At 50.1% G+C, this 25573-nt stretch carries 21 protein-coding genes; 11 read left to right on the plus strand and 10 right to left on the minus strand.

Annotated elements, in window-relative coordinates; all coding sequences use genetic code 11:
• Window positions 1-53: 53 nt before the first annotated feature.
• Window positions 54-572 (minus strand): hypothetical protein, encoded by a 519-nt coding sequence (locus CHH60_RS21955; protein WP_095361155.1) that lies wholly within the window; start codon window positions 570-572, stop codon window positions 54-56.
• A gap of 221 nt (window positions 573-793) precedes the next feature.
• Between CHH60_RS21955 and CHH60_RS21960 the strand changes: the two genes are divergently transcribed.
• The 6 genes from CHH60_RS21960 (at window position 794) to mglC (ending at window position 9285) form a co-directional block, all read left to right on the plus strand.
• Entirely contained in the window at window positions 794-2515 is a 1722-nt protein-coding gene (locus CHH60_RS21960; protein WP_095361156.1) for a response regulator, read from the plus strand.
• On the plus strand, window positions 2515-4332 hold the full coding sequence (locus CHH60_RS21965) for a cache domain-containing sensor histidine kinase (RefSeq protein ID WP_441339409.1): 1818 nt from the start codon (window positions 2515-2517) through the stop codon (window positions 4330-4332). The genes CHH60_RS21960 and CHH60_RS21965 overlap by 1 nt, the downstream gene beginning before the upstream one ends.
• Window positions 4319-5476 (plus strand): substrate-binding domain-containing protein, encoded by a 1158-nt coding sequence (locus CHH60_RS21970; RefSeq protein ID WP_176476165.1) that lies wholly within the window; start codon window positions 4319-4321, stop codon window positions 5474-5476. Before CHH60_RS21965 ends, CHH60_RS21970 begins: the two co-directional genes overlap by 14 nt.
• Before the next feature lie 134 nt (window positions 5477-5610).
• Window positions 5611-6672: a galactose ABC transporter substrate-binding protein gene (locus CHH60_RS21975; protein ID WP_095361158.1), complete on the plus strand. Its 1062-nt coding sequence runs from the start codon at window positions 5611-5613 to the stop codon at window positions 6670-6672.
• A 73-nt stretch (window positions 6673-6745) separates the two neighbouring features.
• Window positions 6746-8251 carry a sugar ABC transporter ATP-binding protein gene (locus CHH60_RS21980; protein WP_095361159.1) on the plus strand — a complete coding sequence of 502 codons (1506 nt, stop codon included), beginning with the start codon at window positions 6746-6748 and terminating at the stop codon, window positions 8249-8251.
• Between the two features lie 14 nt (window positions 8252-8265).
• Complete coding sequence (gene mglC / locus CHH60_RS21985) at window positions 8266-9285, plus strand: galactose/methyl galactoside ABC transporter permease MglC (RefSeq protein ID WP_095361160.1); 1020 nt, start codon at window positions 8266-8268, stop codon at window positions 9283-9285.
• Window positions 9286-9345: 60 nt separating this feature from the next.
• Here the strand turns inward: mglC and CHH60_RS21990 are convergent, their stop codons facing one another.
• Window positions 9346-9678 carry a hypothetical protein gene (locus CHH60_RS21990; RefSeq protein WP_176476166.1) on the minus strand — a complete coding sequence of 111 codons (333 nt, stop codon included), beginning with the start codon at window positions 9676-9678 and terminating at the stop codon, window positions 9346-9348.
• 499 nt (window positions 9679-10177) lie between these two features.
• Here CHH60_RS21990 and CHH60_RS21995 point away from each other — a divergent pair, with 499 nt between their 5' ends.
• Complete coding sequence (locus CHH60_RS21995; protein WP_255248042.1) at window positions 10178-11509, plus strand: ATP-binding protein; 1332 nt, start codon at window positions 10178-10180, stop codon at window positions 11507-11509.
• Window positions 11510-11610: 101 nt separating this feature from the next.
• Here CHH60_RS21995 and CHH60_RS22000 read toward each other — a convergent pair whose 3' ends face one another.
• From CHH60_RS22000 to CHH60_RS22015, 4 genes are all read right to left on the minus strand, one after another.
• Complete coding sequence (locus tag CHH60_RS22000) at window positions 11611-13440, minus strand: ABC transporter ATP-binding protein (protein WP_095361162.1); 1830 nt, start codon at window positions 13438-13440, stop codon at window positions 11611-11613.
• Complete coding sequence (locus CHH60_RS22005) at window positions 13424-15205, minus strand: ABC transporter ATP-binding protein (protein WP_095361163.1); 1782 nt, start codon at window positions 15203-15205, stop codon at window positions 13424-13426. Before CHH60_RS22005 ends, CHH60_RS22000 begins: the two co-directional genes overlap by 17 nt.
• 59 nt (window positions 15206-15264) lie before the next feature.
• Complete coding sequence (locus CHH60_RS22010; protein ID WP_095361164.1) at window positions 15265-15699, minus strand: MarR family winged helix-turn-helix transcriptional regulator; 435 nt, start codon at window positions 15697-15699, stop codon at window positions 15265-15267.
• 229 nt (window positions 15700-15928) lie between these two features.
• The gene (locus CHH60_RS22015; protein ID WP_095361165.1) at window positions 15929-17080 is read right to left on the minus strand and encodes a DUF418 domain-containing protein; all 1152 of its coding nucleotides are present in this window, start codon (window positions 17078-17080) and stop codon (window positions 15929-15931) included.
• Between the two features lie 591 nt (window positions 17081-17671).
• Between CHH60_RS22015 and CHH60_RS22020 the strand changes: the two genes are divergently transcribed.
• Genes CHH60_RS22020 through CHH60_RS22035 form a run of 4 tightly spaced genes read left to right on the plus strand, consistent with a single transcriptional unit; the run spans window position 17672 to window position 20470 of the window.
• Window positions 17672-18601: an NUDIX hydrolase gene (locus CHH60_RS22020; protein WP_095361166.1), complete on the plus strand. Its 930-nt coding sequence runs from the start codon at window positions 17672-17674 to the stop codon at window positions 18599-18601.
• 31 nt (window positions 18602-18632) lie between these two features.
• On the plus strand, window positions 18633-19109 hold the full coding sequence (locus CHH60_RS22025; protein ID WP_095361167.1) for an NADAR family protein: 477 nt from the start codon (window positions 18633-18635) through the stop codon (window positions 19107-19109).
• A 1-nt stretch (window position 19110) separates the two neighbouring features.
• Window positions 19111-20004, plus strand: a complete 894-nt coding sequence (locus CHH60_RS22030) for a TIGR02452 family protein (protein WP_441339407.1) — start codon at window positions 19111-19113, stop codon at window positions 20002-20004.
• A gap of 43 nt (window positions 20005-20047) precedes the next feature.
• A complete protein-coding gene (locus CHH60_RS22035) occupies window positions 20048-20470 on the plus strand; it encodes a macro domain-containing protein (protein ID WP_095361168.1) in 423 nt (140 codons plus the stop codon).
• A 141-nt stretch (window positions 20471-20611) separates the two neighbouring features.
• On the opposite strand, the gene CHH60_RS22040 is transcribed toward CHH60_RS22035, so the two are convergent.
• The 4 genes from CHH60_RS22040 to CHH60_RS22055 form a co-directional block, all read right to left on the minus strand.
• A complete protein-coding gene (locus CHH60_RS22040; protein ID WP_095361169.1) occupies window positions 20612-21565 on the minus strand; it encodes an iron-hydroxamate ABC transporter substrate-binding protein in 954 nt (317 codons plus the stop codon).
• Window positions 21566-21638: 73 nt separating this feature from the next.
• Window positions 21639-22655: a FecCD family ABC transporter permease gene (locus CHH60_RS22045; RefSeq protein WP_095361170.1), complete on the minus strand. Its 1017-nt coding sequence runs from the start codon at window positions 22653-22655 to the stop codon at window positions 21639-21641.
• Window position 22656: 1 nt separating this feature from the next.
• The gene (locus CHH60_RS22050) at window positions 22657-23628 is read right to left on the minus strand and encodes a FecCD family ABC transporter permease (RefSeq protein ID WP_095361209.1); all 972 of its coding nucleotides are present in this window, start codon (window positions 23626-23628) and stop codon (window positions 22657-22659) included.
• A gap of 204 nt (window positions 23629-23832) precedes the next feature.
• Window positions 23833-25566 (minus strand): helix-turn-helix domain-containing protein, encoded by a 1734-nt coding sequence (locus CHH60_RS22055; protein ID WP_095361171.1) that lies wholly within the window; start codon window positions 25564-25566, stop codon window positions 23833-23835.
• Between the last annotated feature and the right edge of the window lie 7 nt (window positions 25567-25573).

Genomic DNA, 25573 nt, shown 5'->3' on the forward strand with positions numbered 1-25573 from the left:
ATTATTAATCTAGACTTCATACGAATGATAGCCCTGATCCGCTGTTGAGCGGCTCAGGGCTTATTGATGATCTGCGCACCACTTTCAAGCCATCTGCGCGATCCATCCTCATCTAATCGTTTCTCCATTGTTATGATTGCATACGTTCCATCATGCTTCTCCCAGAACTGAATGGCTTTTGAATGGTCTGGGTTCAGAAGCAGGGCAGGCATGACATCACCATTTTCAAGCAAGGATCTTCGGGCTTCACCGTAATAGACATGAATGAAAGAGGAGTGCTCTTTGCGGGGAATCTGGTGTTTGGCATGCTCCAAATCATAATACAGTTTCCACTTGCTTAGGTTTTCCTTATCTTCATCCTCGCCTTCACCCATAACCTTGTGGATGGCCTCTAATCCTTCACTCCACGAACGTGTTAATTTATTCCTTAGGTCCTGAGAATAATTTTCCCACATCAATGTTTCCGTAGGTGAATGAAGTTGATCAGATCGAATGGTTTCGGTGATGGCTCCGCTACAAAGCAATACGGCGCCGATCCCTGTGGTTATCAATCCAGCTTGTAATCTGTTCATTTGAGATAACATGTTCCTTTCTTGAATTTTTCGAAATAATTTAACTATAATTTACCATGAATTCAAGAGGAATGTGATATCAATATAATCCTTTCCGTCTCAAAAGTAAGCGGTTACACAAATGAAATAATATTGTATAGTATGATGGCAACCTTGGATCGAAACGACATATACATGAGGCATCTTGCCTTATTCCAATGAGCTGGGGGAGGAATTCGGACGTGTACCGGGTATTGCTGGTGGATGATGAAGAAGACGTACGCGAAGGATTAGTCATAGAGGTGGATTGGGAGGCACTGGACCTGCGAATTGTCGGATTGGCAGAGAATGGCCGTGAAGCGCTGGAGATGGCCGAGAGGGTTGAGCCGGATATCGTGGTAACCGACATAAGTATGCCGTTTATGGATGGACTGGAACTTGCGCGAAGGCTGCGGGAACGCAACCCGCTCGTAAAGGTTGTCATTTTGACTGGGTATGATGAATTTGATTATGCGAGGCAGGCGGTCTCACTGAGTGTGGATGAATATTTGCTGAAGCCGTTCTCAGCCGGGCATCTGACCGAACTGCTTACACGTCTGCGAGCGCAGATGGCATCCGAAGTGGCAGAACGTGAAGACGTCCAGCAGCTGAGGGATCATTATTATACAAGCTTGCCGCTGGTGCAAGCCGATCTGATGGCTACGCTGCTGCATCGGCAGAAATCCCCGGCGTACATTCATGGCAAAGCCAAGCAATGCAATCTGGACCTGCACGGTGAGCGGTATGGGGTATCTGTTCTGACGCTGCACATGGAGGGCGACGGGAAGAAGAATGGCCACCAAGTGGGAGCGAATACTCAGAAATTGGTCAAGGCAGACAACGTATCGGAGGAGAAGGATCACCACGGTTCCGGGGGATCACTGCGTCACTCCGAGGATGCGGAACTGAAGCAGTTCGCTGCACTTAACATTGCCGAAGAGGTATGGAAGGAACACGGGGCAGGACATGCTTTTATGCACCAGGAAGCCATTGTTCTGCTTTTTATTGATCGCTGGGGTTCGGGCGAAGGGGAGAAACGTCAGCAGCAGGCCCTTGAAAATGTCATCCGCAGCATTAATCACTACTTGCGCATCCCAGCCACCGTGGGTTCTGGATCTATGGTCGATACCCTCTCGGATGTGAAACATGCTTATGAGGATGCATTGTTGGCTCTCGACTACAGACTGGTGCCTGGGACGGATTCGCTTATCTATATTGCAGATGTGGAGCGGCAGACTGCGGGCAAGCTGCGTTTTGACGAGCTGAAGCAGCAGGCGCTGACCCGTACGCTCAAGGCAGGAACCAGAACGGAGCTTGAAGACGCACTGGATATCATTTTCCGGGAAATTACGGTGGAGCATGGTCGAGGGGACATCCAGCTGTACCTGATTGAAGTGTTGACAACCGTATGGAAGTCCGCGCAGGCATCTGGTGAGGACATGGAGGATATCTTCGGTACAGGATTCCAATTGTATGCGGATATGTTCCGATTGCCGGGACTGTCTGAGGCACAAGACAAAGTGAGGGAAGTCTGCGTGCTCGTGCAGCACCGAATTGCCAGCGGGCGCCAGCATGTATACAAGGATATTGTGGAGCAGGCGCTGCGGTTTACGAAGGAACATTACGCGGATCCCGATCTATCCATACAGAAGGTATGCGGCTATCTGCATATCAGTTCAGGTTATTTTTGTGGCATTTTCAAAAAAGAAGTGCAGCTTACCTTCCTGCAATATCTGATGCAGATCCGTATGGAGGCGGCCAAGGAACTGCTTCGCTCCACGGAGCTGAAGTCGTTTGAGATTGCGGAACGGGTAGGCTTCGCCGAACCGAATTATTTCAGTTTTTGCTTCAAGAAACATATCGGCGTCTCGCCCAAAGAATATCGCAAGCAGTCCGCGATGATAACGCGTGAAGGTGCAGAATGATGAGAACGTTAGCCGGATGGATGGGGCAGCTATGGCTCCGGCTTCGTTTCCGTCTCCGATCCTCGAAGGTCAGCAGTATTCGGTCTATTATTACGTGGTCCTTTTCCATCTTCATCGTACTTGTGCTCACCATCATGGCCCTGCTTCTGCATGACAAATTCACACAGGCTGCCGAACGCAGCGCCGAACTGACAACGAGGCAGATTGTCGATCAGGTCAGTTACAACCTGGAGGACTATGTTCGGAGCATGTCGCATCTCTACCGAGCCATCGAGGAGCATATGCTGCGGGACGGAACCTGGGAAGGGGAGCAGGTGGACAAACAGCTGGATACCCTGCTCAGCAGCAGGGAGGACATTATCTCCATTACGCTGCTCGACTCCAAGGGCGAACTGCTCAAGAACAGACCTTCCGCCGAGTTAAAATCAAGCGCCCATGTGACACAGCAAGGGTGGTTTCAATCTGCGCTCAGAGTGCCGGACCACCTTAGTTTTTCGCTGCCTCATATTCAGAACATGTATTCAGGCCCCTATAAGTGGGTCGTATCGATGAGCAAAGGCATTACTGTACGGCAAAATGGTCAGGATCGACAGGTTATTCTGCTGGTGGATATCAATTTCAAACAGATGGATGAATTGAGTCGCCGGGTCAGTCTGGGGCAGCGGGGATATGTCTACATCATCGACGAGAGTGCAGGCAACATTGTTTATCATCCGCAGCAGCAGCTGATGTACATGGGACTCAAAAGCGAAAATATCGAACAGGCCCTGGTGGCTACAGGCAGTTATGAAGATGAAGCGGATGGACAGAAAAGGCTGAACACCGTAAAGTCTGTTGCCAATATCGGATGGAAAATTGTCGGTGTGGCCTACCTGGATGAAATCATGACAACCCGGCAGGAGGTCAATGGCTATCTCGTCCGGGTACTGCTGGTTGTGCTTATACTCGTCATTCTTGTGTCCATGCTGCTCTCTTCCAGTTTGACACGTCCAATCCGGCGGATGGAGCGGAAGATGAAAGCCGTGGAGAGAGGGGACTTCAACGTGGAGCTGCCCATTCAGGGACCACTTGAAGTGGAGCGGCTATCCCGTCGGTTTAACCTGATGGTGTACAAAATTCGTACCCTGATGAATGAGATCATCCATGAACAGGAGCAGAAACGGCGTCTAGAACTGGAAGCATTGCAGGCCCAGATTAATCCTCATTTTCTCTACAATACATTGAATTCTGTCGTGCGGATGGTGGGCATGAGTCGTAATGAAGAGGTGATCACCATGATCACATCGCTATCACGCCTATTTCGCATAAGTCTCAGCCAAGGAAAAACCATTATTACCGTCCGTGAAGAGCTGGAGCATGCGCATCATTACCTGACCATTCAGCAGATGCGGTTCAAGCGCAAATTCCGGTTTAGCCTGAATGCGGATGAGGATACCTTGGACTGTTTGACACTGAAGCTGGTCCTTCAGCCGTTAATTGAAAATGCCATCGTTCATGGGATTGAGTATCACACGGATGAAGGCTGCATCGAGATCCGCGTCTATCGGGAGAGCGACCAGCTGGTATTCCGCATCACGGATAATGGTGTCGGCATGACGGAGGAGCAGGTGGCAGGACTACTTCAGGGCAGCCCCATCGTGAAGAGTGGTGCTGGATCAGGGGTAGCCGTGCGCAACGTGCATGACCGGATTCAGCTCTATTACGGGGAAGGGTGCGGTCTTGAATTTGAGAGTGAGCTGGAGGAAGGAACGACGGTCTGGATTCGGATACCGGTTCAATGCGAACGGGAGGATGGTGATTTTTATGATAAAAGGTAATGAAGATAAAGCAATCATCCGCAGGATCTTTCGTGCAGATCCCATCAAGAAGTTCAGTCAGTCCATCCCCCGTATACGCAGATGTATGGGGATCGTTGCGGCGGGCTGCTGTGTATTCCTGGGTACAGCATGCGGCATCTCCAATGCCGATTCGGTACTGCCGCCACCTCGTGTTGCTCTAATCACCCCTGCTGGGACAGGTGAACTTGCTGAAGCAATAAGGCTCGGCGCAGAAGCGGCAGCCAAGGAATATGGAGCTGAACTGCTGACGGTGGAGGCATTTCCATCCGAGGCGGCAACGTATGCACCATCCAATCCTGATTCGACGATTCACCGAGCCAGAGAGCCTCAGGAGTTGTTCGGGCAGGAAGTTTCGGCGTACAGTCAGCGCGAACAGGCTCAGATCCGAGCGGTCACGCAGGCTTTGCAACAGGGCGCTTCCGCTCTGCTCGTTGATCCACTGAGTGAGAAGGTGCTTGACGACATTATTCAGAAGGCCCAAACGATGAATAAGAGCGGCATGAGTGTTCCGGTAATTGTTCTCAATGATGAGTTCCCTGTGGAAGGGATTACAAGTGTCATTTCCATGGATAATGTGGAGGCTGGGCGGCAGGCAGGTGAAGCGATGGCCGAACTTCTGGGAGGAAGGGGCAGCTTAGCCTTGCTGGGGCCCGATCCTGTGAATCCAGGGCTAATCCACCGGGAGGAGGGGGTCATGGAAGCGCTCGGACAGTATCCGGGTATTCAGGTTGAGCCCAAGTCCGTGTGCAGCACCCGGGAAGTTTGCTGGCAGGCAGCGAAGCAGCTGCTGGACGAGCAGCAGATAGATGGTTTCATTGCCCTGCAGGAGCCTGCATCTCTGGGAGCGGCGGATGAACTGCATCGCCGCAAGTTGGAGCAGCAGGTCAACATTGTAGGCTTCGGTAGTGAGCAGCAGCAGCTGGAGCAGCTGCAGGAAGGGGTATTCCAGCACCTTATTGTGCAAAATGGCTTCAGCGCAGGGTACCTTGGTTTGAATCAGGCCGTGGCACGGCTGAATAATCAGCAGGTGCAAGCCAGAGTGACGCTGGAAACGAAGCTGGTCAGTACGGACAATATGTTCTGGATGGATAACCAGAAGCTGCTGTTTCCGTTTGTTCAATGAGGATAGAAGACATGAACCGAACAGAGGAAGATTTCGATAAAACAGATGAAGATATTGTATTCGAAAATCGTGTAAACCCTTTCATAATAAAGACATCGGTGAAGCCGAATGAACTTGGGGGAGGTCATTAGGATATGAAGAAAACGTGGATGACACTGCTGCTTACTGCATTCATGATTGCGGCCGCGGGCTGCAGCAGCGGTGGAGACAGTGCGGGCGGAAGTACGGGAACGGGTACGGAAGAGCAGGCAGCAGGAGGAACGGAGACGCCGAAAATTGGCGTTGCGATCTACAAATTCGATGATACGTTCATGACGGGCGTACGGAATGCGATGACGGCAGCAGCAGAAGGCAAAGCCACACTCGATATCGTGGATAGCCAGAACGCACAGCCGACCCAAAATGAGAAAGTGGACCTGTTTGTATCCAAGAAATACAGCGCGATGGCTGTGAATCCGGTTGACCGGACTGCGGCAGGCGTCATCATTGACAAGGCCAAGGCGGCAAGCATTCCTGTCGTGTTCCTGAACCGTGAGCCGGTTGCCGAAGACATGAATAAATGGGATAAGGTGTACTACGTTGGTGCCAAGGCGGAAGAGTCGGGTACGATCTCCGGCCAGCTGATTGTGGATTACTGGAAAGCCCATCCCGAAGCGGACAAAAACGGAGACGGCAAACTGCAATACGTCATGCTGAAAGGCGAGCCGGGTCACCAGGATGCAGAGCTGCGGACCAAATACTCCGTACAGGCGATCCAGGATGCCGGTATTGAAGTAGAGGCACTGGCAGAAGACACGGCGATGTGGGATCGGGTCAAAGGACAGGAGAAAATGCAGGCGTTCCTCGCTTCCCACGGCGATAAGATTGAAGCTGTACTTGCCAACAATGACGACATGGCACTCGGTGCCATCGAAGCACTGAAGGCAGCAGGATACTTCAAGGACGGCAAGGCAATGCCTGTCGTTGGTGTGGATGCAACCGCTCCTGCCATTCAGGCGCTTCAGGACGGCACGATGCTGGGCACCGTACTGAATGATGCGAAGAACCAAGGGGCTGCAACGGTGGCTTTGGCTGCTGCACTCGCCAAGGGTGAGACGCCGACGAAGGAAAATACGGGGTATGACATTACGGATGGCAAATATGTCTGGATCGCCTACAAGAAAATTACGAAAGACAACATTGCCGACGCCCAATAACAGCAGCAGAGAGGGACGTCCGTCTTAATAGGTGGCGTCCTTTTTTCTGGGCATATGGAAGGGAGGAACCAACATGGCATCACCATATCTGCTGGAAATGGACGGGATTTCGAAGGGTTTCCCGGGTGTGCAGGCACTCAGTCAGGTAACCCTGAGGGTTAAGCCCGGAACGGTCCACGCCCTGATGGGAGAGAATGGAGCGGGCAAATCGACACTGATGAAATGTCTGTTTGGCATGTACCGACCGGATGAAGGAACGATTCGAATAGATGGAATAGAAGTGGATATTCCGAATTCCAAAGCAGCACTGAAACACGGCATATCCATGATCCACCAGGAGCTGAATCCGGTGCCTCATCGTCCTGTGATGGAGAATATATGGCTGGGACGTTTCCCGATGAGAGGGTTACTGGTCGACGAGAAGAAGATGTACGCTGATACCTTGGCCTTGTTTAAAGACCTGAATCTGGATATCGACCCGAAGGCACAGGCAGGAACGTTATCGGTGTCCAAAATACAATCCATGGAAATCGCCAAAGCGGTCTCTTTTCAATCGAAAGTCATTGTTATGGATGAGCCAACCTCATCTCTGACAGGCAAAGAAGTCGAGCAGCTGTTCACCATCATTAACGAGCTTCGCAGCCGGGGTGTGTCGATTATATACATCTCACACAAAATGGAGGAAATCCTCACGATTTCGGACGAAGTCACCATTATGCGTGACGGGTTTGTTGTCGGTACCTGGGATGCCGCTGATCTGACTACCGATCTGATCATTACCCGCATGGTTGGACGGGATCTGGACGAACGCTTTCCGGAACGGACCAACGTTCCGGGCGAAGTGATCTTGAAGGCGGAAGGGTTAACATCGAGTCAGGCCCACTCGTTCAGGGATATTACGTTTGAACTCCGAAAAGGCGAAGTGCTGGGCATTGGCGGACTCGTTGGAGCGCAGCGGACGGAACTGATCGAATCCTTGTTCGGACTGCGCGGTCTTTCTTCGGGTACAATCTCGATTCATGGACGCAAGGTGAAGATTAACTCACCGGCCGCGGCGAAACGTCATCATATGGCGCTATTGACCGAGGAACGTAGGGTTACGGGCATATTTCCGGTGTTGTCCGTGTATGAAAATACGATCATTGCGAGTCTGGGAAGGTACCGAAACCGGGTCGGACTGCTGGATGAGAAGAAGGGACGCGAAGAGGCACGGGAGCAAGTCCAGAAGTTCAGAACCAAAACGCCTTCAGTTAACACGCTGATTCGCAACCTGTCTGGGGGGAATCAACAGAAAGTGCTTCTGGCACGTTGGCTATTGACCAGCCCGGAGATTCTGCTGCTTGATGAACCAACGCGTGGCATTGATGTGGGCGCGAAGTTTGAAATATACACCATTATTACGGAACTGGCTCGTCAGGGCAAAAGCATTATCATGATCAGCTCGGAGATGCCCGAACTGCTTGGGATGTCCGACCGGATCATGGTGATGAGTGAAGGAAGGCTGACCGGCATTGTAGATGGAGCCGAGGCCACAGAGCAGGATATTATGAGGCTGGCCGCTCAGCAGCGGATGGCTTAGACAGGAGGAAACAGATGAACACGCAAGTAATCAATCAGGTGAAACAGTATGTAACGCAGCGGGCCATCTTTATCGTACTTATTCTGCTTGTCATCGGCATTGCCATTGCGGACCCGAACTTCCTTGCTTTCTCTACACTTCGGGATATTTTACAGCAATCCTCCACACGGGCCATCATCGCACTCGGGGCGGCCTTCATTCTTGTCACTGGCGGAGTCGATTTGTCTGCTGGACGGGTGGTAGGTCTGACGGCTGTCGTATCCGCATCCATGCTGCAAATTGACGAATATGCCAATCGGTTCTTCCCGGATCTGCCTCACTTATGGGTAGGGTTCCCCATTATAATCGGGATTGTGGCTGGTCTGATTGTCGGATTGGTAAATGGAATTATAGTGGCCAAACTGCATGTGCCTCCATTTATCGCGACATTGGGAACGATGGTGGCTGTCTACGGGTTGAACTCGATTTATTTTGACACAGAGCCCAACCAGTCGCAGCCGATTGGAGGACTTAGATCGGACTTCACGGTGATCGGATCAGGCTACATTGATCTGGGCGGGGGCTACTCGATCCCTTATATTGTACTGATTGCGATTGCAGTAGCATTAATCTGTTGGGTCGTTTTCAACAAAACCCGTCTCGGCAAAAATATGTACGCCATTGGTGGTAACATCCAGGCCGCACATGTGTCGGGAATTCACGTCGCACGTAATTTGATTGCTCTATATGCCATTGCGGGAGCATTGTATGGACTGGGTGGTGTGCTGGAGGCAGCGCGCACAGGCGGAGCGACGAATAACTACGGCAACATGTATGAGCTGGATGCCATTGCGGCATGTGTCGTTGGCGGCGTTTCAACAGCCGGAGGCATCGGTACGGTGCCGGGCGTTATGGCCGGTGTGCTCATCTTCGGCGTTATCAACTACGGTCTTACCTTTATCGGTGTAAGTCCCTATTGGCAGCTGATTATTAAAGGATTGATTATAGTCGCGGCCGTTGCATTTGATATCCGCAAATATATGGCGAAGAAATAGTTATGTTGAGAGGAAAGAACAAAGCCAGCGCTCTGGAATGTCAGAGCGCTGGCTTTGTGTTTAAGAATAGATAAGCCACTCGAGTACAGTAGCCAAAGGGCCAATGAAACAGACGAGCAGCATCATTCCGGCCAAGATCGAAGCGGTTCTTGTACCATAGTGTACATTGTGTTTTCTGGCAATGATGATGGCAGGGATCCAGAAGATCGCAGTGATGACGGTTGGGATGACAAATCCTTCGTCACCTTTGCTATAGATGGGCCAATTCATCTGATGAAATAGATAATAACTGAATCGAAAATCCTCAGGCCCCCATGCATAATTAAATGCAAATCCCAAAGCCACAATGAGCAGAGAAAATGTGCCAACTCCGTATGGTCTTCTACGTTCCACCATGAAAATCACCTTCAACTTCCACTTTTATTGAAAATAAATCCATTATTGTATTATAACATACCAGAAAAAGGATGAATTATGTGCAGAACAGCTATTCAAGACGCTAAATAAATGGTATATAACCCATGAGCCCTATCCATTCCGATTTGGAGAGCTTCCATTAATCGACAACATTAGCTAGTCATAATCGATATAATACATGTAATTAAAATGTTAGATGTGAGTAGATTGTCAAAGGGGGCGAGGCTGTTTGCTAACGTACACGATGAAAAGGGTTATTTTCCCACTGGGTTGCCTGCTTGTAATCCTGTCCTCTTATTTTTTGGACCGTACTTCCAGCCTCACATGGATGATCCTTGCCGGTGTCTTATTTGTTGCTAGCATTTATGGAGAAAGACGATATCCTGTATTACAAAAAATCCAATGGATTTTCCTTGGCTTATTCCATTATTTCAGTGAATTGAACTGGTGTAACATGTTATATTACCTGCTCATCATGACAATGATTCAGGACAAACAGCGTGTAGAGCAGACCCTGCCCATTTCTCTTCTGCTCGTTCTTCAATATACAGGGATTCGGCTATCCTACGTAACGATAGATGCCTACACATTGTCGGTTTCCCTATTCGATTTACTCACAGCAATCGTTATCATTTTTCTATATCATACGCTGATTAACAGCGAAGCCGAAAAGCGCAGGTTGCGCGAAAAAAATCAATTCCTCACCCTGCACGACCCGCTTACAGGGCTGCTCAACTATGAAGGATATATGAATGCACTGCAAGAGACGGCAGAGAAGCAGCGCTCCTTTTTGCTCATTCTTTTGAACATCCAGAACTTCAACGGATTCAACAAGGAAGCGGAAGACAATTGGAGCACCATCATAGCGGGGACAGGAGGGAGCATCTCCAAGCATTTTGCGGATGCATATGGGGTATCCCGTTATGCCGGAGATCGATTTTCGATCATTTTGCCCGAGGTTGCGGGTATCGAGGAACGAATGAGCACGATGCAAACCACAGATCTGAAAGGATTACAGGTCACGTATAGCATTTCGATCTATCCGGAGACAGCAGAGACCCTCCAGCAGTTCATAACGGTTGCAGAGGAGCGGTTATTTCAGGCACAGCGCAGCAAGTGGATCAAGAATGAAGAAGAGATCTACCGTTCAGAAAGGCTTCGGGCTGTTGGAGAATTGGCAGCCGGCATGGCGCATGAGATCCGTAATCCGCTCACGGCGATTCGTGGATTCTTGCAGCTGTCACGCGGACAAGCGTTCAATATTGCCCCATGGTATGAAGTGATTATGGGCGAAGTGATCCGGGTCACGGACCTGACTGCAGAGTTTCTGCAATTTTCCAAGCCGCAGGCTCATCTAATGAAACCGGAGAAGCTGGACCAGTGCCTTGAACGTGTTTTGTCATTAACCGAGTCAGATGCAGCATCGCGCGGTCACCGGATTTCGCTTGAGCTGACGGGACATGCTGTTATGGTGCACATGGATCGGGACAAGATTGTACAGGTGTTAATCAACCTGATACGCAACGCATTCGAAGCGATGAATGATCCCGGAGAAGTACATATTGTTCTTGTTCATGAAGGAGACAAAGCATATACATCCATCACGGATACGGGAAGCGGCATACCGGAGAAGGCCCTTGCCGATATATTTAATCCATTTTATACAACGAAGGAAGAGGGGACAGGGCTTGGTCTATCGCTCTGCCAGAAGATTGCTCATGATCACCATGGAGAGATTACAGTGCGAAGTGAAGTGGGAATCGGCTCTACGTTTACGCTGGAGCTCCCTGTAGTAGCCGTGGAATAATTGGTTAACAAGCTACCTCTAAGAACAAACGAAAACGCCGCACAGGTCCGAAATAACGGAACCTTCGTGCGGCGTTTTGATGTTGTCGCTCAGTTGATGGATCAGTTTAGCTGACCTTGATGGAGCTGATAATAAAACCCTTTTTGCTGCATGAGATCCTCGTGGTTACCCCGTTCGGCAATCTGTCCTGAATCGATAACCAGGATCTGATCCGCCTCCCGGATCGTGCTCAATCTGTGGGCGATGACGAAGCTGGTCCGATCTTTCATCAACGTGCGCATCGCCTCCTGAATCTGCATTTCCGTACGGGTATCAATACTGCTCGTTGCCTCATCTAAAATGAGAATGGCCGGATCGGCGAGGATGGCCCGAGCGATCGTCAGCAATTGCCGCTGTCCTTGGCTCAGATTGCTTCCGCCCGCAATAATGGGGGTGTCGTAACCTTGGGACAGTTTGCGAATGAATGAATGGGCATTGGCCAGCTCAGCTGCCTGCCTGATCTGCTCATCGGTCGCATCCGGCTTGCCGTAGGCAATATTATCACGAATGGTTCCCGAGAACAGGTAGGCATCCTGCAGCACAATGCCGAGTCCGCGCCTGAGGTGATCCTTCTCCAGCTCCGAGATGTTCGTGCCATCAATGGTAATGCTTCCGCCTGTAATTTCATAGAAGCGGGGGAGCAAGTTAATAATGGTTGTTTTGCCGGCACCCGTTGGTCCCACGAGGGCAATCATCTCGCCAGGCTGCGCGGTGAAGCTGACATTTTTCAAAATCGTTCTGTCGGAATTGTATCCAAAGGATACATTATCAAAAACAACTTTGCCTTGAATGTGGTCCAGCTGCTTCTCCTGTTTCTCATCGTATTCACTTGGAGTATCCATAATCTGGAATACACGCTCGGCACCGGCAATGGCTGCCTGAATCAGATTGTACTGGTTCGCAAGATCGTTGAGAGGCCGCTCAATCTGCCGGGAATAAGCGAGAAAGCTTACAATCAGTCCGATGGACGTTAAATTGTGGTAGGCCATCCATCCACCCACTGCTGCGAGAATGGCAAATCCAATGTTGTTCATGACGTTCATCGTAGGTCCAACCAGCCCGGATACGGTTTGGGCCTGTGTACTGGCTGTACGCAGCTTTTCATTCAGGTTTTCAAAATGTTGGTGCGCCTGTTCTTGACGGTTATAGGCGGCAACCACCTTTTGTCCGGCGATCGTTTCCTGCGCATAACCATTCAGCTCACCGAGCAGCTTCTGCTGGGCAGAAAAATGTTTGCGTGTTCTGGAAGCGATCAGCTTGGTCGCAATGGTGATTAACGGCACGGTCACCAGACTGAGAAGTGTCAGCCGGATATCCAGAGCAAGCATGATCGACAGCGAACCGACAAGCAGGATCGCACTGGACATCAGCTGAGTCACACTCTGATTCAGGGTAGTGGATACGTTATCGATATCATTGGTAGCCCGGCTCATCAGGTCTCCGCTTTGATTTTTGTCAAAAAAACTTATGGGCAGCTGCTGCAGCCTGGAGAACAAAGCCTGACGCAGATCCTTCACTGTCAATTGGGATACGCCGATCATGACATAAGACTGTCCCCACATCATGAGCGAACTCAGGACATATACCGTCAGTAACAGAAGACAGTCCTTCAAAAGGCCGTCTGTCACTTTCGGAACAATATGCTCATTGACGGCACGGCCCAGAAGGTAAGGTCCCGCCAGATTAAGCAGTGTACCCAGAGCGGTAAGGACCAGAGCTATGATAACCCCTTTGCGATGACGTCCCATGTAAGACCATACTCGCAGGATGGCGTGCTTGGCATTCATGGCTCTTACTTTCGGAACAGGTCCCCGGCCCGGTCCAGGTCTTAAGGTAGGAGGGACGACAGATGGCTGCGCGGAGGAAGATGCAGGTTTAGCCAAATTGAACATCCTCCTTCCGTTGTTGGGAATCATAAATGGATTGATAGTGTGTGGAATTGGCCATGAGTTCGTCATGTGTACCACTTGCCACGATTCGCCCCTCATCCAGCACGTAAATGCAGTCAGCATCCTTCACCGAAGATATGCGCTGTGCAATCAAAAAGGTTGTACTGTCTTTCATCAGGGAATGCAGTGCTCTCTGAATGCTTGCTTCGGTCCGCAGATCGACTGCGCTCGTACTGTCATCCAAAATAAGAACATCCGGCCGCATGAGCAGGGCACGCGCAATGGAAATACGCTGTTTCTGCCCTCCGGAGAGATTGACTCCCCGCTGTCCAAGCTCCGTGTCGTATCCATCTTTCAGGTTCATGATAAATTCATCCGCTGCCGCTGCCCGTGCTGCCGCACGGATCTCGGCATCCGTGGCATCCGGTCTGCCGAAGCTGATATTATCCCGAATGCTGCCGCTGAACAGAATGGATTCCTGCAATACAATGGACACTCTGCTGCGAAGCAGCTGAAGATCCCAGTTCCGTACATTAACGCCGCCAACGAGTACTTCACCGAGTGAGGCATCATATAGGCGGGGGATCAGCTGCACGAGTGATGTCTTGCCTGAACCGGTGGAACCGAGTAAAGCCACTTTTTCCCCTGCTCGCGCAGTAAGATTAACTCCCGTGAGAGCATCTTCGCCGTCATAACGGAACGAAACGTCCCGGAATTCCACCTCACCTGGTCGGCGAGTACCCCTGGATGCCGGATTGGAGCCAACCTGAGTGGCCAGATTTGGCAATGCATTCTCACTCTGAGCTTCCTGGCCTGACTGAATGTCCGGCTCTGTATGTAGAACCTCGTTGATCCGCGCAGCAGACACCTTGGCCCGGGAGTAACTCATCATCATCATGCCGATGGAAGTGAGGGAGGAGAGCACCACCGTTACATAGTTGATAAAAGCAATCAGATCCCCGGCTGCAATATCGCCTCCTACAACCTGAAACCCGCCAAACCATAATACGGCTACGATGGTCGCATTCAGCATCAGGCTGAGTACAGGTGCATTCAGCGTAACAATACGCCAGGCTTTCACCGCTGTTCCCGTATAATCCTCATTGGATTGATTGAAACGCTTTTTCTCCGTGCCCGCCCGTGCAAAAGCCTTGACGACACGAATCCCAGCGAGATTTTCCTGCAGAACGGCGTTGACTTGATCCAGCTTGTTCTGCACGCTGGCAAATAGAGGGTAGGAAGCGGTTATGAGAATATACAGAATGACAAAGAGAACGGGTACGGTCATCATGAGAATCAGCGCCAGCTTGATACTGATCGTAAATGCCATGATAATACTGCCGATGATCAGCATCGGCGACCGGATGAACATTCGCAGTAGCATCTGCACAAAGGTCTGCATTTGCGTAATATCGCTCGTTAAACGTGTAATGAGCGACCCTTCCTGGAATGTGTCCAGATTACGGAAGGAAAAGGTTTGAATATGATCGAACAGCTCCTGGCGCAGATCGGTGCCATATCCAACAGACGCTTTGCTGGAAAAGAGCGTACAGCCTGCTCCGCCAACCCAGCCAATGAGGGCAAACAAAAGCATGAACAGCCCCGTGCGTACAATATGGGGCAGGTCACCGGCAAGTACGCCATCATCCACAATGCTGGACATCAGCTTCGGCTGAAGCAGGTCCATGGCTACCTCCAGCACCATGAGGAGTGGAGCGAGTATGGCGGCTGACTTATAAGGCGTCAAAAATCGTTTTAACGTCCACAATAGGGAAATCACCTCATTTAATGAAGTCTAAAATCATCTTGCAAAAATTCCAGCGTCATTCAGGATTCACGAAGGTTGTGAATCATGCGCTGTGCAAGCGCTGACATGAGTTGCGTTTCTTCCGGCGTAAATCCTTCCTGAGCCTGGAGCTCCAGTTCCTGAAATACCTCACTCAAATCCTTGAGCGCGCTGCGGCCCTGGTCGGTCAGATAGACACGCAGACTGCGCTGGTCATTCGGATCGGCTTCACGCCTTACATATCCCGATGTTTCCATGCGTTTCAGCATGACTGTAACGGTTGCAGGAGCACGGCGAAGCTTCTCGGCCAGACTTTTCTGGGTTTGACCATCTTCACGGTCAAGCTGGAACAGCAGTGGAGGTTGTCCCGGGTACAGCTCGGGGTGATTAACCAGCTTCTCATGAACTTTATAGCGATGCAGCTTCACAAGTTCGGATAATTGTCCGAGCAGCCGTTCGCTGCGGGCTGAATGCATAAGCTACCCTCCTATTAATTAGTCGACTAACTAAATCATAAGTTTGATCTTACATATCGTCAAGGCATTTGTAGGGTCAAATTAAATATGTGAGGGCATCGTATCCCCAGCGGCGGAGCGATGAAGGTTTTGCAACATAAGAAAAAGAGCTCCGGAACGGCTCCGGAGCTCGAACTGAAGAGAGAGAAATACTTTGCTGCCCTTACAGGTAACCCTACCCTTTTTGATATTACATCTGTTCAGTCCGTGACTCTGACTTGACGGCAGGAGAGATGGAGAGCTTGCGCCATAACCATTCGACCGGTCCCGATTTAAATTTGAGCAGCCATGCATGTGAGAATAACATTAATACAATACAGATGCCGGCCCACAGTAACACAATCACAAGCGAAGAGGGATAACCACCAAGTCCCAGACCCCATCCGTAAAAGATGGCGGAAGCCAGAATGTTTTGCAGAATGTAACAGCTCAATGCCATCTTGCCAATCTCTTCGAACCGCCTGAAGAGACCGGCGAACCTATTTTTCTCCAGCATGTAAGCGATTAGCCCAAGATAGCCGAACGTAAGGATCGGTGCACTGATGTACCGAACAAACAAGTCCATGCTGCCTCCCGGCACCAGCAGGAGCAGGTTCAGAGGAATGCCGGCGGCAAGCCCGAAATTCATCCATTTGCGGCGTCTAAGACGTCCGGATGCTTCGTCTGAGAATAGGTTTGCACGCATGAGCATGGAACCCAGCAGGAACAGAAATATATTCAGCGGAATGATGATGATGGACTCTGTTCGAAAGAAAGCAAAGTTGTCCAGCCGGAATAGAACCTGCTCCCACCATGTTCCTGTGGCGTATAGCTTGGCAATCACGTCCATGTTATTGAAGGTGGCACCACTTTCTGTAAGGGCCAACAGTGCAGTAATTCCGCCCACTCCGATGAGATGTATACCACCCATGAGCCCCATCACGATCAAAATAAAGCGGCGGGAACGGTTGATGATGAAGGACACGATGATGCCAGTAATTGCATAACTCATCAGCACATCGTATTCCAAGACCAACGTGTAGTGCAGCAATCCATCAATGAGCAGCAGCACACATGTCCATATGTAAACCCCTGGCCAGACATATCCTTCACGAAGTGCTTTTTGCCGCTTTAATTCCATGCCTGCCCCGAAGAGAAGAGTAAGCAGTCCTAGAAATTTTCCGTTCACCAGAAAAAGCATCAGTGTTTGCAGTAAACGATCACCCGAGGTCCACCAGGGTTGAAGCGGATCGCCAAACATTTTGTTCAGAGAGCCTAAGTATGCAAAAAGCCAAATATTCGTCCCCAATGTACCAATAATCGCAAATCCTCTAAGAACATCCAATAATACGATTCTTTTCATTCCAGCGAAACATCCTCCTTATTAATACGAGTGAATTGAATTTAATATAACACAGTTGTATTGAAATGGATATAATACAGTTGTACTGAAATAATCGCTGCGGGTTAGCCACCAAGCCTGCCTTTCCATCTCACACTTTTACTATGCAAGCTGTGTATACTGTATATATCAATATACACAGTATACAGACCTCCACTTTGCACCGTCAACCCTTTTTTTCCTGAATCAGGAATTTATCAGGAATTTATTCCCTCAGACATTGAAATGATGCAGTTTGAAAGGCTGGCTTAGGGCAGTTACCACACTGTTCGTTTAACAACTGCTTCGAACTGGTGTGCAGGCAAAAAAAAAGAGAGCTGACTCCGATATTGTGCGAACACAAAACGGAATCCACCCTTTCAATTTTCCGGCACCTGTATGCAGAAGAGGTCAAACTTTTACACCACGATTAACACCCACCCAATCCCAACCCGTACAGCAGTTCTTATTTTTTTTGATATGGGAAATATTGACGAAGGCTAATAGATATGTTAACTTCTTATTATCTAATTGTTAATAACATTATGTTAATAACAGAATGGGGTTTTAAATATGACAAATGAAGGTTATTCAGAGGGCCGACCATTGGACCATCTGAATCATGGCAATATGAGCGAGCAGCAGTTTCTGGAGACATATAATGCAGGCGATTATGAGCGTCCTTCGGTGACGGTAGATATGCTTGTCTTCACGATAAGGAGTGAAGCTCAGTCCAATTATCGCAAACTGGCTGAGCCTGCACTTCAGCTGCTGATGATTCGCCGCGGTGGTCATCCCTATATAGGGAAGTGGGCATTACCAGGTGGATTCGTGTCCATGCAGGAATCCCTGGAAGATGCAGCACGCCGCGAGCTGGTTACGGAGACCGGGCTGGATGATATCTATCTGGAGCAGTTGTACACATGGGGTGATGTGCATCGCGATCCTCGTACAAGGGTAATCAGCTGCTCGTATATGGCGCTCGTTGATAGCAGCGAGCTTGAACTGGAAGCAGGCGACGATGCGAGTGATGCGGACTGGTTCAGGGTAGAACAGCGGCTCCTTGAGGAGAAACGTCATATTCATGAACGAGGTCGAACGACGGAACGAAGAGTGCAGCTGACATTGTCGAACGGAACCGAGGAGCTATCGGCTGTCATTGAGGTGAAGGAAGCCGTGGAAGGAAGCGTGCGAAGCAGCAGCATGACCATCTTGGAAGTGGAGGGCATAGCGTTTGACCATGCCAAGATCATGTATTATGCGCTGGAACGGTTACGATCCAAAGTGGAATATACGGATATTGCTTTTAATCTGATGCCCGAGACATTTACGCTGACGGCCCTGCAGAAGGTCTATGAGATTATTAGTGGCAAAAAGCTGCTGGCTGCAGCCTTCCGGCGCAAAATTGCGGATTGGGTGATCGAAACCGGAGAGTTTACGGGCAATGCAGGACATCGTCCTTCCCGCTTATACAGACTGAACCCGGAGCGTATGACAACATAATTGTTTTATTGAAAGGAGGACATAAGGAACTATGGAGAAGTTTACTTTTTTTTGGCGTACCGCATCACCCTTTTCCCAGTGGCATCCGGCTGATTTTACGGTGAACGGAATCAGTTATACGAGTGCTGAACAGTACATGATGCATCAAAAAGCACTGCTGTTTGGCGATCAGGCCATGGCGGACAAGATTTTGAAGGCAAGCTCGACTTCAGTACAAAAAAAGCTGGGCAGACAGGTAGCCGGGTTCAACCAAGAGATATGGGAAGCAAACTGCAAACGCATTGTTTATGAAGGCAATCAGGCCAAATTTACACAAAATGAAGACCTGCTCGCCGCATTGCTCGCCACCCGTGGCACGACCCTTGTGGAAGCAAGCCCGGATGACCGAATCTGGGGCGTTGGACTGGCAGAAGAAGATCCGCGTATCCGCTATCGCAGAACATGGCGGGGAACCAACTGGCTCGGTGAGATTCTGACCAGGCTAAGAGATGAGATAGGAAGTGATTAGAATGAATACAAACCAGCATATGAAAAATAACCAGCTAAAAAGCACGAATCAGCGAACGGGCCGGGCTCGTATTGCCCAGGAAACACTGGCCATCCTGGAAGAGGGGCAGTACATCAACGGATATGACCGCAGGGTATCGATTGAGGAAGATTTGAAAGAAGCGATTCAGGGTTCCGTTTTATACCGTCCGGATGAGCTTCCGGCACTTCGGGAGCAGGTGCGCCAATTACAGGCAGCGCCTAAGTCTGCAGCTGCTAAGATTGAAGTCACTGGTGAGACAACGCTTGCGGCAGCTTCACGTCTCGTGGTAGATGAGGGGAGAACGGATGTCGTTTGCCTTAACTTTGCCTCAGCGAAAAATCCGGGTGGAGGTTTCCTGGGTGGAAGTCAGGCACAGGAAGAGAGTCTCGCCCGGGCTTCCGGGTTATATCCTTGTATTTCTCAAATGAATGAAATGTATGATCATAATCGTAAGCTGCGCACCTGTCTGTATTCAGACTATATGATCTATTCACCGGGTGTACCGGTCATACGTGATGATGAGGACCGGCTGCTAGCCCAATATTACACGACTGCCTTTATTACGGCTCCTGCTGTAAATGCTGGCGTTGTGAAGGAACGGGAGCAGGCAGATGACCAGCAGATCGAATCGGTCATGAAGGAGCGAATTCGGTATATTTTGGACGTGGCAGCGACGAATGGTCATCGTACCCTTGTTCTTGGAGCTTATGGTTGCGGGGTGTTCCGGAATGACCCGGTGGATGTGGCGAGGTATTTCCATGAAGTCCTGGTACAGGAGAATTTCAGGCAGTCCTTTGATCAAATTGTCTTTGCTGTGTTGGACAGATCAGCTGGACAGAGAATAATCAAGGCGTTTCAAGAACAATTGCTTTGAACAGCAAGTAAGTCATTTTAATATGTGAAGAAGGAGGATTCAGATGCAATTTCGTGAGATCCAACAAGATTTGTTTGCAATGGATGAAGCTTATACGCTCGCTCATTGTATTTCCGCTGATGCCCGCATGGGGGCGGGAATTGCAGTACAGTTTCGGGAAAGATTCGGACTTCAGGTTCTACAGGAGCAGGCGAAGCAGGAAGCGCTTGAGATTGGACGGTGTTACCCGGTAGGGCGTACGTTGAATCTGGTAACCAAGGCAAAGTTTTCAAATAAACCGACCTATTCATCGTTTACCCACGCGGTGAAATCGATGCGAGACGTCTGTGTAGAACAGGAAATCAGTAAGCTGGCCATGCCGCAGATTGGTTGCGGACTCGACAGACTGAAGTGGGACAAAGTAAGCAGCATTATTCAGGATACGTTTGCTGACACGGATGTTGAGATTGTCGTTTGCACCTTATGAGGATGAGGAATGCCAGGCTTTCATTAATATATAGAGAAAAAACCTCTGCTTCGGACGGAGGAGAACAGGACCGCAAGTCTGCCGTTCCCTCTCCAGTTCGTAAGCGAGGTTTTTTTGTGATTTCTCCAGTGTGATGCTGGTTTATTTTTGGATAAACATCTCTTTGGCCTCATCCAGTGCCATTTTATTGCCAATTGCGGAATAGTCCAGCCAAGGCTGCGCGCCGATGGTGTACACGTGACCGGATTTAACGGCTTTTAGCCCTTGCCAGATCGGGTTGTTTTGCAGTTCTTTGAACATGTTCTCCGCTTCCTCATCCGAGTTCACCACTACGAAGATGGCATCTGCATCGAAATCAGGAAGTACTTCACGAGAGATCACCTGGTAAGGCTTTGTGGAATCGATATCTGATATGCCTTTGGCCGGGGTCAGTCCAAGATCATCATACAAAATCGGCCCCATAGGACGGCGCGTGCTGAATACACGCAATTCTTTGGCAGTAACACGGATGGCCATCACGCTACCATCACCGATCTCGTCGTGAATTAATGATTTTACTTCTTCGGTCTCTGCTGCATAATCCTGAATATATTGCTCTGCTTCCTTTTCACGATTGACCAGCTTGCCAATGTCCTTGAGATGATCACGCCATGTACCGTCATCCAGATTAAATACATGCACAGGAGCGATTTTCTCAAACTTGGCAATGTCCTCACCGGAATATTCTTCATCGAGATAGATCACATCGGGTTTCAGGGCAAGCAGAGCTTCCATGTCGGGATCTTTCACCGGACCTAGCGGCGTCGTGTTTTGCAGGCGATCTGCAACATGAGACAGGAACGCTTTGGCTTCGCCGCCAATTACGGAACCCACGGGTGTGATGCCAAGCGCCAGCAAGTCATTCGTCAGGTGGATGGACATCGACGCGATGCGTTGTTCTCCGGAAGCCGCACTGTTATTCTGCTGCTCGGAAGTACTACCCGTGGAAGTACTGCCAGTAGCGGAAGAAGAGCCAGAATTGCTGGCAGTTCCGCAAGCGGCAAGCACAAATATCAGGCAAATGCTCAGAGCAAGCAATAGGTTTTTCTTTAACATGAAGATTCACATTCTCCTTGGACATCACTTGGATGTTAATAATTAGATGAATAAAGTAGATCAACGGCTTTGATCATTTGGTTCGCACCAGCAGATATAAAAAATAAGGCGCACCAATGGCAGCCACCACAATACCTGCGGGGATGGCATTCGGTTGGAAAATGGTTCGTCCAATCGTATCGGCGGTAACCAGGATGACCATGCCAATGAGACCGGCCGCCGGAATCAGGTGGCGATGCATCGGACCGACAAGTCTGCGGGCGAGATGTGGCGCGGCCAGCCCGATAAAGCCAATGCCTCCCGCCATGGATACACTTACGGCTGACAGCGCTACAGTACATAGAAGAAGCCATATGCGCTGGGACCTGACAGGTGTGCCGATACCCGTGGCAGCTGCATCTCCGAGACCGAAAGAGTCCAGCGTTTTGGAACGGCTCCAGATGTAGGGAACACAAACTGCAATCCATGGAAGCAGAGCCTGCACGTGAATCCAGTCCCGACCCCACACACTGCCGGCGAGCCAGCGGGCAGCGAAGGAATACGTATCTTCATCCAGCCGAAGAGACAGATATAACGTTAGCGCATGAAACCCTGCGGCGACAGCGATACCGACCAGGATCAGCTTGATGGGAGATACCCCGTTATGCCGGTCATAGGCGAGCAGCATAATGATCAGTGCCGAGATGACTCCGCCTGCAAAAGTAAACAAGGGGATCAGCAGGGCAATCGAGCCATCCATGGAATAGGACAGACTTACGGAAACCATCAGCCCAAATGCTGCTCCTGCATGAAGGCCAAGAATCCCGGGATCGGCAAGCGGGTTGCGCGTAATGCCTTGAAGGGCCGCACCCGAGATACCAAGTCCTGCTCCAGCCAGGACTGTAATGAGAATGCGAGGCAAACGGTAATCGAACAACACAATCTGATCGTCCGGGCTGCCATGGCCAAGCAGCGTTTGCAGTACAGCGAGCGGAGAGAGACGGATCGTACCCGTATTCAGGCTAATCACGATAACTGCGCATGCAATACAGAGCAGCGTAACGCTGACTGCGATGGATCGTTTTCCCCGTGAAGGCACAGTGGATCTCATGTTACAATGCCCTCCTTTCCTTGCGGGCCAGATAGAGGAAGAACGGTACACCGACAAAAGCAACCATGATGCCTACCGCCAGTTCCTCCGGTGGATTTACGATGCGTGACCCCAGATCGGCCAATACCAGAAGGATGGCCCCGAGCAGGGAGGACATGGGAATGATCAGACGATAATTGACACCAACGAGTTTACGGGAAATATGCGGAATGACTAACCCGACGAATCCAATCGAGCCAACGGCGGATACGGACACGCCTGCCAGTATAACCACAGCCGTGAGTGCAAGGAATCGGGTCATGCGAATATTAATCCCCAGGCCCAGCGCAACTTCCTCTCCGAGCGACATGAGGGATACTCTCCGGGCAAGAGGCATGGTCAGCAGCAATGTGATCAGAAGAACAGGAACAATGAGTCTCAGATGCCGCCATTCAATACCGCCAAAGCCACCGGCATACCAGAAGGCGAGATCCTGACTTAGGTCAAAATAAATCGCGACACCTGTACTGAGCGAGCTCAGCATGGCGGCAACGACAGCACCTGCAACCGTCAGCCGCATGGATGTCAGTCCTCCCGGCGCGGCCGACCCCAGCAGGAAAATAAATAGGGTGCTCAGCACGGCACCAATGAATGAAAGACCCATAAGCCAGGCATAAGGCAGTCCCGGCCAGATGGCAAAGCTCAACGCCACCATGAAGGTGGCACCTGCGTTAATGCCGAGTACTCCCGTATCCGCTAGCGGATTGCGCGTAATTCCCTGCATCAGCGCTCCTGCAACCGCAAAGGCTGCGCCTACGACAGCGGCAGCAACTACGCGGGGGAGACGGAGCTCATGAATAATCTGGTGCGGTGTCAGAGCCGGATTGTACTGAAATATGGCCGCCCATACCGTTTCGAGTGTTAGTGATTTGGCACCAAGCGATATGGCGACAAACAGACTAATTAGCAGAATGGCGATGGCTGACAAAAACATCAGGCTTATTGTCACCGGGGATTTAGTTGAATTGGACGGACGATGTGGCAGTCCCGGATGTTGAATGGGGGTCACTCCTTTTGTTGCCAGCAAGATCAGCTCTGCTGTTATTGATTATCATTATCAATTAGAGTTCATTATAAAATCTTAATTCAGGCCCGTACATGGCATAAATTAAGATTCGGGTGATGGACATTTTTTAGATTACAAAAAGGATGCCTTGTTCGTCAATAACATGAAGGCCTCATCCAGCTGGATGTTGATGGAATAGGGTGCATATACAACCCACGAATTCCAATCAATAACATGAACATGCCCATTCCGGACGGCCGGATACTGATTCCAACGTGGATCAGCCTGGATTTGATGCAGCAGGGAGGCGCGTTCTTTCACCGAGGTCACGGCCAGCAGCAGAACATCAGCCTCCAGTCCATCCCATTCTCCTGGAGTGATGGACATCCAGTTGAAACCTACACCTGGAGGTTTACCAGCGAGCTCGGATTGAATACGTTCAGGTGGAGTCAGCTGCAGGCTGCGATAAAACACATGACCGAAGTTACGGGTGCTGTACATACGCGGCCCCTTCGCAGTTAATGTGCATACCGCAACCGTTACCTGTCCAATCGTCTCCCTGATCTTTTTGCGTGCACGCTCAACCTTGCGTTCATGCCGTTCCAGCCAGTCATTCGCTGCCTGGGTGCGATCCACGATGGATGCAATCGTATGAAGATGACCGAACATGTCAGTCTGATTCCAGGGGATGGTGATGATTGGAGCGATATCCCCGATATGTTCCATAGCTTTTGTAGCTGCATTGTCCTTGGTTAGAATCAGGTCGGGGTTCACATCCAGGAATGCCTGACGTCCTTGCTCCCAGGGCTCATAGGCATGAAATGGCAGACGGAGAGATTTCGGGATATGGGGTAGATGTCCCTGGATCTGAGCCGCACAAGGCGTTATGCCGAGAGTCATCAGATGATCGGTGTAGGGGTATGAAAGCGAAACAATATTGCGGTGAACCTGCTTCGCATAGGACGTTGGCGCGTAGCCGGCATGATTTCGAAAACGCCGGCTGAAATAAAATTCGTCCCGGTAACCGACACTCCGGGCCACATCGCGAATGCGCATGTCCGAGGTCAACAGCAGTTCCTTGGCACGGTTCATGCGCAGATGGGTTACGTATTCAATTGGATTTTTGTACATCCGGCTCTTGAAAAGCTGCGAATAATACGATGGATGCATGCCTGCCAGTTCGGCCAGTTTCTCCAGTTTGATCTCATGCATATAGTTGTCGCGCATATATTGCATCGTTACCTGGAGCCACTGATTCGGGTCGTCCTCTGCGCTATCGTTATTTATCTGCTCTTCCTGAGGCCAGAGCATGTGCAGCAACTCGGTCATGAGCATTTTCTTTTTATGTGAGGTTGGTCCGTCATCCGCAGTCAACTGAGCTGCAATGCGCTGTATGCCGTAATAAGGGCCCTGAATCCAGCCCTGTACCGGGAAGCTTGATTCACGCTCATAAATAATTCGTGTTTCGCTTTTCTCCGCTGCCCGGAACAGATCATAATTGATGATATACAGCTCGGTCTCATGCCCTGCGTCACTGAATAATTCCAAAGCAGTGCCTGGATTGCAGAGGAAGGCAGATTTGCGGGTAACGAGGTGCTCGGTACCATTCATTTTCAGTTTCCCCGTAAATTTATGCATGTATATAAAGGTATGGTGGTTAATATCGGGTTTACTCCAAGTCCACTCCTTGCTCGTGAACCTGATCAGGTCTGTTTGATGAATTTCGAGCAGGGTATCTTCCAGGAAAAGCCCCAGATCACTCGGTGAAATAGCTTCCTTGCCGGTGGCCATAATACTGAGTTTCATGTTGTTGGACACAGGGGGATGAGCGTTTGGATGATGAACTATATCTGATTTGCTTATCATGGAGGGA

This window comes from Paenibacillus sp. 7523-1, from assembly GCF_002276415.1.
GTDB classification, from domain to species: Bacteria; Bacillota; Bacilli; order Paenibacillales; family Paenibacillaceae; genus Paenibacillus; species Paenibacillus illinoisensis_A.

What these genes read in the sequence shown, in the direction of transcription:
- CHH60_RS22000 (WP_095361162.1), bottom strand. Translation starts at nt 13,440, where the DNA reads ATGTTCAATTTGGCTAAACCTGCATCTTCCTCCGCGCAGCCATCTGTC.
- CHH60_RS21970 (WP_176476165.1), top strand. Translation starts at nt 4,319, where the DNA reads ATGATAAAAGGTAATGAAGATAAAGCAATCATCCGCAGGATCTTTCGT.
- CHH60_RS22025 (WP_095361167.1), top strand. Translation starts at nt 18,633, where the DNA reads ATGGAGAAGTTTACTTTTTTTTGGCGTACCGCATCACCCTTTTCCCAG.
- CHH60_RS22045 (WP_095361170.1), bottom strand. Translation starts at nt 22,655, where the DNA reads ATGAGATCCACTGTGCCTTCACGGGGAAAACGATCCATCGCAGTCAGC.
- CHH60_RS21965 (WP_441339409.1), top strand. Translation starts at nt 2,515, where the DNA reads ATGAGAACGTTAGCCGGATGGATGGGGCAGCTATGGCTCCGGCTTCGT.
- CHH60_RS22050 (WP_095361209.1), bottom strand. Translation starts at nt 23,628, where the DNA reads ATGTTTTTGTCAGCCATCGCCATTCTGCTAATTAGTCTGTTTGTCGCC.
- CHH60_RS22055 (WP_095361171.1), bottom strand. Translation starts at nt 25,566, where the DNA reads ATGATAAGCAAATCAGATATAGTTCATCATCCAAACGCTCATCCCCCT.
- mglC (WP_095361160.1), top strand. Translation starts at nt 8,266, where the DNA reads ATGAACACGCAAGTAATCAATCAGGTGAAACAGTATGTAACGCAGCGG.
- CHH60_RS22020 (WP_095361166.1), top strand. Translation starts at nt 17,672, where the DNA reads ATGACAAATGAAGGTTATTCAGAGGGCCGACCATTGGACCATCTGAAT.
- CHH60_RS22040 (WP_095361169.1), bottom strand. Translation starts at nt 21,565, where the DNA reads ATGTTAAAGAAAAACCTATTGCTTGCTCTGAGCATTTGCCTGATATTT.
- CHH60_RS22030 (WP_441339407.1), top strand. Translation starts at nt 19,111, where the DNA reads ATGAATACAAACCAGCATATGAAAAATAACCAGCTAAAAAGCACGAAT.
- CHH60_RS21980 (WP_095361159.1), top strand. Translation starts at nt 6,746, where the DNA reads ATGGCATCACCATATCTGCTGGAAATGGACGGGATTTCGAAGGGTTTC.
- CHH60_RS22015 (WP_095361165.1), bottom strand. Translation starts at nt 17,080, where the DNA reads ATGAAAAGAATCGTATTATTGGATGTTCTTAGAGGATTTGCGATTATT.
- CHH60_RS22010 (WP_095361164.1), bottom strand. Translation starts at nt 15,699, where the DNA reads ATGCATTCAGCCCGCAGCGAACGGCTGCTCGGACAATTATCCGAACTT.
- CHH60_RS21975 (WP_095361158.1), top strand. Translation starts at nt 5,611, where the DNA reads ATGAAGAAAACGTGGATGACACTGCTGCTTACTGCATTCATGATTGCG.
- CHH60_RS21995 (WP_255248042.1), top strand. Translation starts at nt 10,178, where the DNA reads ATGACAATGATTCAGGACAAACAGCGTGTAGAGCAGACCCTGCCCATT.
- CHH60_RS22035 (WP_095361168.1), top strand. Translation starts at nt 20,048, where the DNA reads ATGCAATTTCGTGAGATCCAACAAGATTTGTTTGCAATGGATGAAGCT.
- CHH60_RS21955 (WP_095361155.1), bottom strand. Translation starts at nt 572, where the DNA reads ATGAACAGATTACAAGCTGGATTGATAACCACAGGGATCGGCGCCGTA.